General features: G+C 41.3%; 14 protein-coding genes. 3 read left to right on the plus strand and 11 right to left on the minus strand.

Annotated elements, in window-relative coordinates; translation table 11 throughout:
• Nucleotides 1-90 precede the first annotated feature (90 nt).
• The gene (locus tag ACHOLT_RS02155; protein WP_425805487.1) at nt 91-789 is read left to right on the plus strand and encodes an ABC transporter permease; all 699 of its coding nucleotides are present in this window, start codon (nt 91-93) and stop codon (nt 787-789) included.
• A gap of 4 nt (nt 790-793) precedes the next feature.
• Entirely contained in the window at nt 794-1522 is a 729-nt protein-coding gene (locus ACHOLT_RS02160) for an energy-coupling factor ABC transporter ATP-binding protein (protein WP_425805489.1), read from the plus strand.
• 81 nt (nt 1523-1603) lie between these two features.
• On the opposite strand, the gene ACHOLT_RS02165 is transcribed toward ACHOLT_RS02160, so the two are convergent.
• The 5 genes from ACHOLT_RS02165 to ACHOLT_RS02185 form a co-directional block, all read right to left on the minus strand.
• On the minus strand, nt 1604-2767 hold the full coding sequence (locus ACHOLT_RS02165; RefSeq protein WP_425805490.1) for an iron-containing alcohol dehydrogenase: 1164 nt from the start codon (nt 2765-2767) through the stop codon (nt 1604-1606).
• 327 nt (nt 2768-3094) lie between these two features.
• Complete coding sequence (locus ACHOLT_RS02170; protein ID WP_425805491.1) at nt 3095-5002, minus strand: molybdopterin biosynthesis protein; 1908 nt, start codon at nt 5000-5002, stop codon at nt 3095-3097.
• Between the two features lie 44 nt (nt 5003-5046).
• Nucleotides 5047-6288, minus strand: a complete 1242-nt coding sequence (gene glp, locus ACHOLT_RS02175) for a gephyrin-like molybdotransferase Glp (protein ID WP_425805492.1) — start codon at nt 6286-6288, stop codon at nt 5047-5049.
• Nucleotides 6289-6369: 81 nt separating this feature from the next.
• Nucleotides 6370-7059: a HesA/MoeB/ThiF family protein gene (locus ACHOLT_RS02180; protein ID WP_425805493.1), complete on the minus strand. Its 690-nt coding sequence runs from the start codon at nt 7057-7059 to the stop codon at nt 6370-6372.
• 4 nt (nt 7060-7063) lie between these two features.
• Complete coding sequence (locus tag ACHOLT_RS02185; protein WP_425805494.1) at nt 7064-7291, minus strand: MoaD/ThiS family protein; 228 nt, start codon at nt 7289-7291, stop codon at nt 7064-7066.
• 487 nt (nt 7292-7778) lie between these two features.
• On the opposite strand from ACHOLT_RS02185, the gene ACHOLT_RS02190 reads away from it, so the two are divergent.
• On the plus strand, nt 7779-9662 hold the full coding sequence (locus ACHOLT_RS02190) for a sigma-54-dependent Fis family transcriptional regulator (protein WP_425805496.1): 1884 nt from the start codon (nt 7779-7781) through the stop codon (nt 9660-9662).
• A gap of 64 nt (nt 9663-9726) precedes the next feature.
• Here the strand turns inward: ACHOLT_RS02190 and mobB are convergent, their stop codons facing one another.
• From mobB to ACHOLT_RS02220, 6 genes are all read right to left on the minus strand, one after another.
• Nucleotides 9727-10248, minus strand: coding sequence for a molybdopterin-guanine dinucleotide biosynthesis protein B (mobB, locus tag ACHOLT_RS02195; protein WP_425805497.1), 522 nt, complete (start codon nt 10246-10248; stop codon nt 9727-9729).
• Between the two features lie 144 nt (nt 10249-10392).
• Nucleotides 10393-11022 carry an isoprenylcysteine carboxylmethyltransferase family protein gene (locus ACHOLT_RS02200; RefSeq protein ID WP_425805498.1) on the minus strand — a complete coding sequence of 210 codons (630 nt, stop codon included), beginning with the start codon at nt 11020-11022 and terminating at the stop codon, nt 10393-10395.
• An 86-nt stretch (nt 11023-11108) separates the two neighbouring features.
• A complete protein-coding gene (locus ACHOLT_RS02205; protein WP_425805500.1) occupies nt 11109-11450 on the minus strand; it encodes a YggT family protein in 342 nt (113 codons plus the stop codon).
• A 223-nt stretch (nt 11451-11673) separates the two neighbouring features.
• Nucleotides 11674-12864 (minus strand): methyl-accepting chemotaxis protein, encoded by a 1191-nt coding sequence (locus ACHOLT_RS02210; RefSeq protein ID WP_425805501.1) that lies wholly within the window; start codon nt 12862-12864, stop codon nt 11674-11676.
• A 196-nt stretch (nt 12865-13060) separates the two neighbouring features.
• Nucleotides 13061-13756: a phosphatase PAP2 family protein gene (locus tag ACHOLT_RS02215; RefSeq protein WP_425805502.1), complete on the minus strand. Its 696-nt coding sequence runs from the start codon at nt 13754-13756 to the stop codon at nt 13061-13063.
• Between the two features lie 32 nt (nt 13757-13788).
• The gene (locus ACHOLT_RS02220) at nt 13789-14973 is read right to left on the minus strand and encodes an MGDG synthase family glycosyltransferase (RefSeq protein WP_425805503.1); all 1185 of its coding nucleotides are present in this window, start codon (nt 14971-14973) and stop codon (nt 13789-13791) included.

The raw sequence follows: 14973 nt of genomic DNA on the forward strand, positions 1-14973 counted from the left end.
AAGAGAGCAGATTGGGCTAAAACTCCATCTGCTCTCTTATACCTATCTGACCAAAAGATTCTGGATTAACTTTTAAAGGGATGATCTCGAATGGATATGATCTGGCAAGGAATTCTCGCTGCGATTCATCTCCTCATTACCGGAGATCCTGAAGTATTAACAATCACGTTATTAACTCTTAAAGTTTCTGGCATCGCTACCTTAATCAGCCTTGTTATCGGCATACCCCTTGGCACTGTTCTTGGACTAAAGACTTTTCCCGGCCGTCAAATCATCATGAGCTTTGTGAATACCGGGATGGGACTTCCGCCCGTTGTAGTGGGTCTTTGGGTCTCAATCTTCCTCTGGCGTTCCGGACCTTTCGGTTTTCTCAATATTATGTATACGCCGACTGCGATGGTCATAGCCCAAGCGATTATCGCTTCGCCGCTGGTTGTTGGTTTAACCAGTGCAGCCCTGCAGCAGACAGATTCAAAACTTAGGCTTCAAATCAAGGCCCTTGGCACCACCCGTTTTCAATATCTTTGGCTGCTTCTTAAAGAGGTACGTTTTTCGATTTTAGCTGCCATTATCGCCGGTTTTGGTGCGGTTGTTTCAGAAGTCGGTGCGTCAATGGCTGTCGGCGGAAATGTTAAAGATCTAACCCGCGTTTTAACCACTGCGACTGTACTCGAAGTTTCTAAAGGGAACTTCGATATTGCTATCGCTTTAAGCATTATTCTATGTCTGCTTGCCTACTTAACTACCGTCTTTTTAACCATACTCCAGCAAAAAAACCAAGGAGTTTAGAACTATGCTGAGAGCACAAAATCTTTGTTGGCTCAAAAACGGAAAAGCCATTCTCAATCATATCAGTTTTGAGTTGCACCCTGGGGAATGCTTAGGGCTCGTAGGCCCGAATGGATCAGGGAAAAGCAGCTTGCTTAAAATTCTTGCTTTTCTTGAACCCCCAACTTCAGGTGAGCTGTGGTTTCAGGGACAGCCCATCCCTAAGCATGTTCCACTGGATGTTCGCCGTAAAATTGCTATTGTTTTTCAGGAACCTCTTTTGCTGAATACTACTGTCTGGGAAAATATTGCGATTGGTTTAAAAATAAGGTCTATTCCTAAACAGGAAATTATGAATCGTATTATGTATTGGCTTCAGCAGTTTGGGATTGCTCACCTTGCCAAGCAGTCCGCGCGTTCTTTATCCGGAGGAGAAGCCCAACGTGTCAGTTTAGCCCGCGCCTTAGTTTTAGAGCCTGATATTTTATTCCTGGATGAACCCTTCTCCGCCTTGGATGCGCCGACTAAGGAAGCGTTAAGAACTGATTTATCCAAAATTTTTCGTTCGACTCATATAACAACGGTTATGGTCAGCCATGATTTTCAAGATATTGAAAGATTAACGGAAAGAGCTTTAATCCTCATCCAAGGTCAGGTTGCAGCTGATGCTGCTCCTGCGGCGCTTCTAGCTGCCCCTCAGAGCCCTGAGGCTGATCAATTTCTCTCGCATTGGCGGCTTACGTTTGGAAATTAAACTAAAAATTGATAAATGTAAAAGCGGATCAAAAGTTTAAAACTTTTGGTCCGCTTTTAGTATTCTAACTTTAATCTTTAATTAAAAAGCGTTTTTGTAAATTTGAATAACATCATCCAGTTTTGCTAAGCGTGGGTTAGTTAGGCTGCATGCATCTTTCATAGCATTTTCAGCCATTATTTTCAGATCTTCTTCTTTCACGCCGAGTTCTGTAAGACCACTCGGAATATTAACATCGTTAGATAAAGTCACAATCGCTGAAAGTGCTTTCTCTGCAGCATCCCGTGCCGATAATCCTTGAACGTTTTCACCCATTGCTACTGCGATATCCCCAAAACGTTCTACATTACCAATCAGGTTAAAACGAGAAACATGGGGTAAAAGAATAGCATTGCAGACACCGTGAGGAAGGTTATAGAATCCGCCGAGTTGGTGAGCCATTGCGTGAACATAGCCCAGACTTGCATTGTTAAAAGCCATTCCACCCATAAATTGAGCATAGGACATTTGGTCTCTTGCTTCAAAATCGCTGCCATTAGCCACCGCACGACGTAGGTATTTGCTAATGAGTTTAATCGCCATCAGGGCTGCAGAATCCGTAACCGGTGTTGCAGCTGTCGAAACATAAGCTTCAACCGCATGCGTCAATGCATCCATTCCAGTGGCTGCGGTTAAGGAAGCGGGCATTCCCATCATTAATAGGGGATCGTTAATCGAGACATTCGGTGTTGTGTGCCAGTCAACAATAGCCATTTTGATATGACGTGAGCTGTCTGTGATAATGCAGAAACGGGTCATCTCACTGGCTGTTCCAGCTGTCGTATTGATTGCAATCATGGGGACCATAGGTTTTTCGGATTTATCGACACCTTCGAAATCATGGATTTTGCCGCCATTGCCTGCAACTAGGCCAATTCCTTTTGCACAATCATGGGATGAACCTCCACCTAAGGAGATAATCATATTGCAGCCTTCTTTTTCAAAAATGGCTACTCCATCATGCACATTTTTATCGGTAGGATTCGGTTCGGCTCCAGGATAGATGACAACCTTGACTCCCTCTGCTTCAACAATATCAGCAATTTGTTTAGCCATCCCAGATTTATTGAGAAAATCATCGGTAACCAAAAAAGCAACTTTTCCGCCTAAGATTTTCGCTTGTTTCCCAGCTTGTTGAGCGGCTCCAGCTCCCATAAGGTTAACGGTTGGCATAAAATAGCCGTAAACTTGTTGAACAATACCCATCTCGACTCATCCTCCTCATTTTCCTAACGCAAGCTCCCCTATTAGTTTAAATGCAAGCGTTATTTGCCTTTACTTTAATGCAAATGCCATGCCAATCATTTAATTCATTGTGAATAATTTAACTATCCCGAAATTTCAGTCAATTTGGAGTATTTTCATTTGTCGTAATTTGTACTTTTTTGTACAATATTTATTTCTTCTGCTCTAAAATAGAGCAGATTGCTCCGGAACACTGCTCCTCATTGGAGCGTTCTCAGCAGGGGCAAAATACAAAAACAGGGTACTCATCTCACGTTGAACACCCCATTTTCATGGATTTTAAGTCTTTTAGCCTATGAATTTCCCCATATCCCGGACGTCGTATCCTCCCAGCTTAATAACATCTTCTTTAAAAGCATCACTATGTACGACAGCGATTAACGCCTGCATTTTTAAGTCTTCGAGAAACTCACATGGGATAGCCAAATCATATCGTTCTTCCCCAATCGGAATAAAATCAAGACCCAAGGATTGAGCTGCACTTTGAATACCCAGACCCACATCAGCTGCTCCTGAAGCAACCGCAACCGCAACATTAAGATGTGTAAATTCTTCCCGTTCATATCCTAAAATATCGTTCTTAGAAATTTCTTTTTGATTAAGCAGATAATCAAGAAGAACCCTTGTTCCAGAGCCCCCTTGACGGTTAATAAAACGAATTCCCGGCAGGGTTAAATCCTCGAGCCGGGTCAAATTAAGCGGATTTCCTTTCGCAACCATTAACCCCTGGGTACGGTAAACCAAATTCATTAAAGCAATATCGCGTTCAGGTAAAAGGCGTTCAATATAGGAACGATTATATTCTCCCGTTTCCGGGTCAAGAAGATGAATTCCTGCAAAGTGAGCTTCACCTTTACGTAAAGCTAAAATCCCCCCTAGACTCCCGACATGAGCAGAGGCAATAGCTTCATTTCCTCCCCGTGCCTTAAGATGGCTGCTTAAGAGATCAATCGCTAAATCATGTGACCCAATACAAACGAGAGTCTCACCTAATTCCTCGACAGGACGCAGAAGCTCGACCGGAACTGTTTCTCCTTCATGAAATCCTTCCTGCAAGCGCGGAACGCGCAGGATTCCATCAGCACGAACCAAACTCATCGTTACTCCTGCCCCGCGGCTTAGGGGAGTTGCAATCCAGCGCTCTCCGACCTTTCCGACCTTAACGCGGACAAATTCTTCACTTCCAAGTGTCGAGAACACCTTTTTAGTCATTGAGACCTCTAAAGTTTGAGGGGTTACCTTAATCAGCCCTAATAAATATTTAACCCAAGGCTCGAGAAAGAGCTGAGCCGTAATAAAAGCTGAGACTGGGTAACCCGGGATTCCAATTGCAGGTTTTCCTTTAACTTCTCCTAAAATAACAGGTTTACCCGGTTTTATGGCCGCTCCATGAAGATATAGTGTTCCGTACTTTTCGATAATGCGAGATGTATAATCGTCCCTCCCCTGAGAAGAGCCCGCAATAAAAACAATGATATCCTGGGAATTTGCCATTGCAAGCAAGGCCTTTTCTAATTCCTCGGGACGGTCCGTAGCAATCGGCCATACCTTGCCTGCTCCGCCCCATTCTTCCACAAGAGAAGCAATGACCGTTGAATTGCTGTCCACGATATCCCCGATTTCAAGAGGGGTATCCGGAGTACGAATTTCATCACCTGTTGGCAGAATCCCCACGCGCGGCTTACGCCGAACATTAACCCCTAATACTCCTGCCGCAATCAATGCCCCTTGGTCCTGAGGGCGAATGCGATGATTAACGGGAAGAAGAACTTCCCCCTCGACGATATCTTCACCTACAGAGCGAACATTATCCCACGGAACCACCGGACTCTGAATAAGAATCCCTTTTTCTCCTTGCTGCAGTACTTCTTCCAGCATGATAACAGCATCCATACCCTCAGGCAGTGGATCCCCTGTATCAACCTGAACGGCTTTTTCATTCCAACCTAGCCAGCGCGGTTCACGTTCGGATACTCCAAAGGTATCCTTTGAACGAACCGCATAGCCGTCCATAGCTGAAGCCGGGTAATGAGGTGAACTTCTTTCCGCTCTTACAAGTTCTCCTGTTATCCGGTTTAAGGTCTTTCTCACATCGATTCGCTCATTTACCGGAATGCAAGTTGGAGCTAGCTTTTCCATCATCAGCTGCAATCCTTCTTGCCAGGATTTATTCTCCAAATAAATTTGGCGCTGCATACTTTTACCTCCTTAGCCTCGTATCTTACTACTCCGTATTTTCTTTATCTTAAGATACGAACCTTTACGCGTTTACCCGCTTCGATTCCTTCAGTATCTAACCCAATATGTACAAAACCATCGGCCAAAACCATCGTCCGAATAAGGCCTGATTTACCCCGAATAGGTTCAATTCTCCAGTCATCACCTTCGGGCAAAAGACGGACGCGTACAAATTCTTCACGTCCAGTCCCTGAATAAATATTTTGACTGAGCGTTCCTTCAGGTTCCGGATACTTTTGGTCACGAAGGATAGAGCCTTCCAGCCACGGCCGAACAACACTATCAAAAACAACCATCGCGGAAGCCGGATGACCCGGTAATCCAAAGATCAGTTTTCCATTTACAACACCGCCGATCGTAGGCTTCCCTGGTCGAAGAGCCAGTCCGTGAAACAAAAGACCGGGTTCCCCTAACCCATCAATCAGCTGAGCGGAAAAATCATGAGCTCCAACAGAACTTCCCCCCGAAAGGATGACTACGTCATTCTCCTCAAGCATCCTTTCAAGTGTCTGTTTTAAACCAACAGCATCATCTTTCATAATACCATAATACATTGCCTGCGTACCGGCTGCCAAAGCTTGTCCTAACAAAGTGTATCCGTTGATATCCCTTGACTCAGCAGGAGCAGGGTTTAACTCAGGTGACACGATTTCATCCCCAGTGGAAAGAATTCCAACTCGAAAACGAGGCAAAACCGGAACAGATAGAAATCCTTGAGAGGCCAGCAAGCCCATTTCTTGAGGACGTATTTTCGTATATCGAGGAATGATAACTTCACCTTCATTCATATCTTCCCCAATATCAATTAAATTTTCACCAGGAGCAACCGGCTTAGCTACTCCATAAAGGCCCTGCCCAAACTGTTCAAGATATTCAACCATAACAACCGCATCGGCGCCGTCAGGAAGCATTCCCCCAGTTGGAATCTGCATTCCTTCACCCGGTCTAAGCGATTCAGCCGGAGCAATACCCATAAATACCTCTCCCTGACATTGAAGAAGAGCTGGCATCCCCTCACTCGCGCCGAAGGTATCACTTGCTTTAACCGCTAACCCATCCACGGTTGATTTGCGATAATGAGGTACAGGCTGCTTCACCTTAATATCTTGCGCTAAAATTCGCCCCAAGGACTCCGTTAAATGAATCTCTTCACTTCGTTCGTAGAAGGGCAGTACGTAGGGTTTAAGAGTCTTTATGACTTCAGATAGGGTTTTAACCTTAAATAGTTCACTGCTGCTTCCCATTTTTCACTTCACCTTTCATCCGCTCGAAGCATTTTCCCATTATTTCCATATTGTATTATCCCTTTAATTTGCGAGTAAATACTATATTATTTCAAAACGTTCAAATTCCATTGAGAGCAGATCCACCTGCAGCCAAGCTTTACGCAAGGAAAGGGGGCGGCCCAGCAAACATTTGACAGCTTCTGCAACACTTAGGCTCGCCAACACGGCAGGGGTAAAAGCGGGATTGCCCAATGTTTTCTCAATGCCTTTTTCTCCCCCATTTTTGAAAAGACAAGCAACACTATTATCTCCAGGTAAACTTATCCCTAAAAGTCCGTACCAGCCGGCGATGCTGGCAAACACCAAAGGAAGGTTAAGCTGATGGCACACACGTTCCAGGGCAATACGCGCGGTTAAGGAATCTAAAGCATCGCATACAAGATCTGCCCCGGCTAAAAGTTCTTTTCCGTTTTCCTCATTGAACCATTCCTTCGCAACGTCAATCTTGACTTTGGAATCAATGCTTTTTAAACGTTTTTGGGCTGCTTCAACTTTCCATTCTCCTAGGTTAAGTTCAGTCGCCATAATTTGACGGTTCAAATTACTGGCTTCTAAACGATCAGGATCAATCAAAAGAAGATGGCCTACCCCTATGCGTGTCATCTCCTCTGCGATATAGCCCCCAAGCCCGCCGCAACCAACAATAGCCACCGTTGAATTTGCAAGCCTAATCTGGTCCATTTCAGAGATTGTTTTAGGATTACGTGCATAACGTTGCGTTAAGTCCATTTTGTCAACCTCCTCCTACCGGCGGAAACAGAGATAACGTATCTCCATCGGCAAGAATCGTTTGCGCATTTGAATCTCGGCCGTTAACTAGACAAATGGCCACCTCTTCTTGAGCGATACCTAAGGATTGCAAAATATCTATAACCCGATTTTCTCCTTCCGGTAATTCTCTTATATCCATTTTAAATCTACCATCGCGGAATGTTGCAAACAGTTTAATCGTTACACGCATAACACTAGCTCCTTTTTAATTTCTAATTTTAAAAGAGGAACCCCAATGGGTTCCCTTATAACACCAAGTTTACCTCTTCCGTATATTATTGAATTTATAAAATCAACTCTTATAAAAGTAGTATATATAGGTACGGAACCTTATTTACGATTAAGTTTTTTAATCCTATAGATTTTTAATTAGTATGACCCCCTCGTTGATAAGCATCTTTAAAAGTGATTTAATAATTATAGTATTTAAAATATTATTGCAAAATTCATGCCAACTCTTAAGACTCATATCTACTGGCCCAAATTTATTATTTTCTTTAGAAAATGCTCTTGTCCGATACACTCATTTTTAAATGTGTTCCATTTTAGAACATTGTGGAAATGCTTGCAATAATTACTCAATTCTAATTGTTGTTCCTTTATATAATTTATGCTATTCTAAAACCAACAAATGGACGAACTTTAGGGCGGATTATAATTAGGGAGAATGGTGTGCTATGAGTGAACAATTGCACGAGTTTCTCGAAAAAGAAAAAATCGAAACTGAAGTAGCTCCTGTTATTTATCGTTCTTGGCAAAGAAGTTTAGACTTTAATGTCAATCGGTCAAATATCTCTCAAAATATGATTTTATCTGCACATCACTTACGTGAATTAAAAGATACTCAAATAGACTTAATTCAAGCTGCTGAGCCTGTTTTACCCTATCTTTTTAAATTGCTTGTAAGTGCCAATTATCTTGTCCTTCTCTGTGATAAAAATGGATTCATTTTAGACTCTTTAGGAAATGGTCCTTTTATCAGTAAAGCACAGCGTGTCCATCTGTCTCCTGGTGTAAATTGGCGTGAAGATGTGAAGGGAACCAATGCTATCGGAACAGCCCTTTCAGAGAATTCCCCAATTACTGTTTCCGGTTGGGAACATTATGTCAAAGAAAATCATTTTTTAACTTGTTCTGGAGTCCCTATTATCGGAGTCCAAGGAAATACCCTTGGTGTTCTCGATATCAGTGCTGAGATAGGTGATGACCAAAATCGCATCTTGCAACTAACCATAATGGGCGCAAAAATGATTGAGCAAAATTTACAGGCCTTAGACATTAAACGCCAGCTCAACTACTATGAACAAGGCGCAAAATTAGCTATTGAATTGTTACGGGAAGGCTTTATTTCCATTAATAATCTGGGAGTTATTACCGATATCAATTCTGTGGGAGCTTCCTTACTTGGCCGGAAACGTGAAGACGTTATCGGTAAGACTGCAACAGAGGTCTTTAGCGCTCCCAAAAGTTGGGCGCTTTATAATAAAGAACTTGATCTTCGTTTAAAGGGCAACTCGGGTCAAGAGGTTGTCTCCAAACTCAAACCGGTAATGGACAACTCTGGAAAATCGATAGGTGCCTTTGGTGTGATTCGGTCCGATATTCCTCTTGAACCTCCTCAATCTTGGGTTGGAAGCAGTCCTGCTTCCAAGCAAATCCTAGAACGCGTTCAAAGAGCAGCCTCAACTCAATCCTCCATTCTTATTCAAGGTGAAAGTGGGACAGGGAAAGAAGTCATTGCTCGTATGATCCATGATCTCAGCCCTCGCCGCGAAGGACCATTTGTTGCACTAAACTGTGCAGCCCTGCCAAGTTCCCTTCTTGAAAGCGAATTGTTCGGGTATGCAGACGGTGCCTTTACTGGAGCCCGCAGAGGCGGACAACCCGGAAAATTTGAACTTGCTCATCAAGGTACGATTTTCTTGGATGAAATCGGTGATATGCCCATAAGCGCACAAGTGGCACTTCTTCGTGTTCTTCAAGAAAAAGAGATCACACGCGTTGGAGATTCAAAAGCTCATAAAGTTGACGTACGAGTTATTGTCGCCACGAATAAAAACCTTCAGGCTTTAGTTGAGAGCAACACGTTCCGTCTGGATTTATTTTATCGTTTAAAAGTAATTTCCATTGAACTTTCGCCTCTTCGTGAACGCCTTGAAGATATTCGTGAACTTGTTCCGTATTTTATTAATAGGTTCTGTGCCGGCTTCAGCAGACCCTTATTAGGAGTAGATGAAGACGTTTATCGCTATCTATCAGCTCACCCTTGGCCCGGAAACGTCCGTGAATTAGAAAATTGCATTGAAGCTATGGTTGCTATGGCCAGCGGCCCATCATTAACGGTTAATGATCTGCCTCCGGAATTAAAAAACCGCCCTGTTCTTGAGTCCAATTCGGAAGAACCGCCAGCTTTACTTGAACAACAAACACGACAAACAATAATCAACGTACTTGAACAAACACACTGTAAAATAGCTCCCGCTGCGCGCATTCTTGGTATAGGAAGAAATACCTTATATCGGAAGATTAAAGAATTAAATATCGATATTGATAATCTTTAAAAAATATAAAACTTCTCATGATCGAAAATGAGAAGTTTTCTTTTTATTACTTTAATCCTGCTTACTATTTTAATCCAAACTTTTCAGCAATAAGATCGCAAAGACCTTTGGCATCATCCAAGCCGTAACACGGGACCCCATTGTCGAACTGAACGTCTGAAGCGATAGCCATAAGTTCCTCCGGCTCGCAAAGCAATTCTTTATATACTTCTGAGCGATGAATTTCAATTTTATCCTTATTTGCCATTCGATAACCTTCCGTAAAAATAAGATCTATCCCCCGAATTCGGCTGATAACTTCATCCAGAGACTTATCCTCATCGACGCTTTCTAATATGGCAATTTTATTGGGAGAAGAAATAACAACCATATCTGCTCCAGCCTGAGCATGTCTCCAAGTATCTTTGCCCGGCTTGTCCATGTCAAATCCATGAACATCATGTTTTACGGTAGCTACTCTCCACCCTCTCCGTTTTGATTCTTTCAGCAGCTTCTCCAGTAACGTTGTTTTGCCTACATCCGATTTCCCAACTACAGATACTACGGGAATTGCGGGTTGATTTAGATCATGAGTTTTTTCTGTCATTCCGATAGCCCTCCATTCTTATCACTTAAGGCATAAAACGTAAGATTAGTTTAATCATAACATGAGGTTAGAAAATGTTTCAAGGTAAAGAGATATAATTCAAAAGCATGAGCTCATTTGGCTCATGCTTTATCTATATTATAGTTATTCACTCATCAATTTTAGCGGTATTCGTGGCAGCAGCCGCCCCGTGTGCTTCTCGTACTTAAGGTATTCCTCTCCGAAGCGTTTCTCCATCATCTTTTCTTCTTTCTCAATTCTGCTGTATAAGGATAAAAGTGTTAAAGCATGAGGTAAGATAATAATAAGATTTGCAGATAATAAAGAAATGCCAGCCATAAATACCGTAAGCGCAGAATACATCGGATGCCGAACCCAATGATATACCCCTGTTGTTACAAGTTGATGATCCTCTTGAATAATTAAATCCGGTGACCAGTATTTACCCAGTTCTTGATGAATTAAATACAGCAAAGGGAGGCTGCTTACCGCTCCAATTAAGCCAAACATTCTTAAGGATGAAGGAATTGGAAGACTTAAATTGGATATCCAATCGGGACTAACCAAATACAGAATTAAGCTTGTAATCAAGCCCACGGATAATATACCCCGAAAGGCTACGCTCAGTTTCCCTTCATTTTTAACAGCCTCTTGAATTCCTTCATTTAGACTTGATGGAGTCTCTTCAACTTTTCTTGGATTGACATAATGTTTCCGAAGAAGAAAAAATGAGCCATAGGCAAGGAAAAAACCGACCCTAAAAAACATTTCCATAACAGCCACCCCATATATCCTATATTTACCAACTGAATTCAACATAGTCTATGAAGTGTTTCCTGAAAATGTTTACTGATCTGCATTTACGCCTTTCGCTCATTTTCCTTGATAATTTCGATCAGCCTGACAATGCCCCATGCAATAACCGCATATACGATCATGGCAATGATTGTTGTAGATTCAAGAACAGCTTGAACTTCAAGTCCTTTAGTCGTAGCTGTTGGGAATATCCCCGTAAACGGATAGAGAAAGATCTGTGTAAACGAATAAAGAAAAGCGACAAAAGGGCTGGCAGTATTTGCTCCCAGAAGTTTAAAAACGAGTCTGAAAGCAAGCAAAACTTCAAGAACCCCCAAAACGTAATAGACAATTCTTTGTGGTCTTAAATGCTCAGGATTTCCATGCTTCACAGGTTGATTTTCCATTTGCGTTCCTCCTAAGATTTAACTTTATGACTAATACTTTTGCTGCTTATACTTTGTTTCGATCCTTAACTAAATTAAAAGTTTATTTCTTCGTACCTAGTTTAATCCTAATTCAAAAAGTTAATTCATGTAAAATTACAAGGGGGGATACTCCAGAATTTATTTCTGAGTATCCCCCTTGAACGCAAAAATATGAATTATGTGTTGTTACTTTTTTATTCGCTTACTGCACTCGATGACTGCAAAGGTGGTTATATTCTTCAAACAGCTTCTGACTTGTTTCTCCGATTTCTTGAAGTGCAAATTTTATTTCCTTCATTAAGTCTGCTTCTGTATTGGTCCGGTCGGTGATTTCCAACACGGAGCTGTCAAGCCCTTTAAATTCTTCAGTCATGAGTTCCATTAGAGGTACAATTTTAGAACTTACATCTTGCATGTTGTAAATAAGAGAACGAATCTGCTCAACTGATTGGCGGCTTTCATCAGCAAGACGTTTAATTTCTTGAGCTACTACAGTGAAACCACGTCCGGTTTCTCCAGCGCGTGCTGCTTCAATTGAGGCATTAAATCCTAAGAGATTCGTTTGGTTTGCAATACGTTTGATCAGTTGAATCGTTTGATCAATTTGAGATGCAGCTTTCCCCATTTCATTTGATATTTGAATCGTTGTTTCAACTTGTTGTATTTGCTTATTAATCATTTGTGTCGTTATTTTAACAGTATCCCGCGTAAGCTGCATAGAATCGGTCACTGTTTCCGAAACAGCCATGACTTCCTGCATGCGGCTATTCAAGATAGAAGAAGTTTCCTGTGCTTCCTTCGCCAGTTCATGATAGTTAAAAAGCGTAATGCGTTCCATAATATCCATAATGCCTTGAGGCTTGATCGTTCGATTAAAAGAAATAATCTGAGATTCGGGATTAAGAGCCTCCCGATATTTTTTAAAGAGAACTTCTTCAGGTCCAACGAAGCCATTCATGCCAATAATAATCTCGCTTTTCTGAAGTCGATCTTTTACTTCCTCTGGGCTTAGCTCGTCAAAAGGAATCACCGTGTAATCCAGATTAAGCCCGTAGGATTGCAAATAAGAAACAATCATATTGCCTTGAGCCAAGTTATTGTTAAAAATGCCCACAGATTTTCCTTGTGGAATTTTAGCAACATCAACATAAAGCTGTATCTCTGGAATTAATTCAACACCAAGAACCTTTTCCGCAGGAACATATTGACACACTTGTTTAACCCGTGTCGGTAAAACAATAAATAAATCTTCCGGCAGCACATTGGGCAATTCGCGAACATCGTACTTATTAACCATCTCTACACTTTTAGAGAAAAAAAGTTCTGTTACTCGATAGAGTTCATTTGCTACCGGAAGTGAACTTCCGATTGTGGAAACTTTCATTACGCCCATGAATCACTCACTCCATACTATTATTTAAACAAATTTCCCCCACTCTTTCCAAATTTCCGCTCTTGTTCTTGTCCTCATTTTCATTTATTTTGATCTTATTCGACAACTGTAAACTATTACCTGCCATAAGGTATTATTAAAAATTTTAATTCTGACCATACGAATTGCTTCTTTCAAGCGTTGATTCTTCAACCTTTTACCTTTTGCGCAACTTTAGAAAGGGATCATTTTCGTTTGGATCAATGGCTACTTCATTGGAAAAAAACTTGTACATCTCTTTTCTTTTAGCTAAGGCAACCTCAAACCAATTGAAGGTTTTAAATAAGCTTCCACCAAGCAACAGGCCTCCTAGGACATCAAGAAGGGTATGCTGTTTTAGAAATAGGGTTGAAAGGATAACTAAAATAACTGAACTCTGTATCATTAAAGAAATTTTAGGAGAATGAGTACTCATTTTCAAGGACCCAAGGAAGATAACATAAGCGGTCAGAACATGAATGCTTGGAAAAGCATTAAAGGGCTGATCAATAGTATAGATGACTTGAGTGAGCCTTGAGAAAATATCGTGTCCAAGGATATCCGGCCTTGGAACTGTAGTTTGGAAAAAGGTGAAAATGATAAAACAGATCACCAGACCTAAAATCATTGAGAGAATACTGGATCGATAAAGTTGAAAGTTATAAGACATAAACCAAATTAAGGCAACAAAAAGTAACCCATACCAAGCGACATACGGTATGGCAAAATAGGGCAAGAATGGAATCCTTTGATCAATCATCGTAACCAGCAAATAAACGCGTTCTGTACTATGATTCAGAAGAAGATAGAGCGAATCGACAATTGGAATAAGCAGGAGCCAACTGGCCTTTAACAAAAAAGTTCGCGATGGCATCAGAATTACATCCTCCATTTTCTAAAAAGAAATTAAGCATAAAATTTATTTTTAGAAGCCAACTCTTCTTTAATCCTAATTTCATCAAATTGATAGCGGCACTGCTTTAAGATTGCTTGAGCGGCTTGATCCGCAGAATTCCTAGGGGCAACAGCTTGGGCAAACTGACGCAGCATTTTGACTTTTTCAGGGGACATGATGAGTTCATCTAATGTCTTTTCTAATTCCGCTTCCGAATAAATAGCCTTTCCCGCTCCGATTTTTTGAATATATAAAGCATTTCCCTCTTCTTGCCCTGGAATTGGTTTATAAATAAGCATGGGCAATGATTTGGTCAGTGCTTCTGATACAGTTAATCCCCCGGCTTTGGTCACAATAACGTCTGCCACTGTCATTAATTCATCAATATTTTCGACAAATTCTAAACGAACAATAGAGCTAATCGACTTTTTAACGAGTTGATCTAATGAATCATAGAGTCTTCTATTCTTACCGCAAACGATGATCGCCTGAACCGGATGCTCAGCATTACTCAGTATTCTCTGAAACAACTTTATTTTACCTAAAACTCCGTATGCTCCACCCATAATTAAAATTGTTGGAAGATCTGAACGTAGGTTTAGCTTAGTTAGTATTTTTCCTCTTGCTAAATTCCGTTCAAATTTTCTTCTAACGGGTATACCAGAAATATAAATTTGGGCCGGGTCAACTCCACGAGAGATTAGACCTTCGTAAATTTCTTTACACCCCACAAGATATAGGTCAACCCCTGGATGAATCCATTGATTATGAGCTGTATAATCTGTGACAACAGTAATTAAAGGGGTGTTAAAGATCCCGTTTCGTTTGAGCTGGGCAAGGATGCCCGCTATTGTTGGGTAGGTACATACAATTACATCCGGTTTTATATGATTAATGAATTGGGCGAACTCCTTGTGCCCCAAGGTGTTAAAAAAGCGCTGCACAATAGAGTCGGACGTTATTTTCTCTGTCTTCTCGTAAATCTTTCCCCAAAGTTTAGGTAGGTGTTTAATGATCCAAATATAGCTGTTACGGATCAAAAGATTGAGCAGCTTACTAATCATCGTCATAAAATCCAAGTGAATAATTTCAAGGGTAGGTTCAAATTTTTGGAGTGATTCAATAATTGCCTCGGCTGCACGAATATGGCCAGCTCCGAAGGTGGAGGAAAAAACGAGTATACGTATCGGTTTCAA

The organism is Desulfitobacterium nosdiversum, assembly GCF_049860565.1.
Lineage (GTDB): Bacteria > Bacillota > Desulfitobacteriia > Desulfitobacteriales > Desulfitobacteriaceae > Desulfitobacterium_A > Desulfitobacterium_A nosdiversum.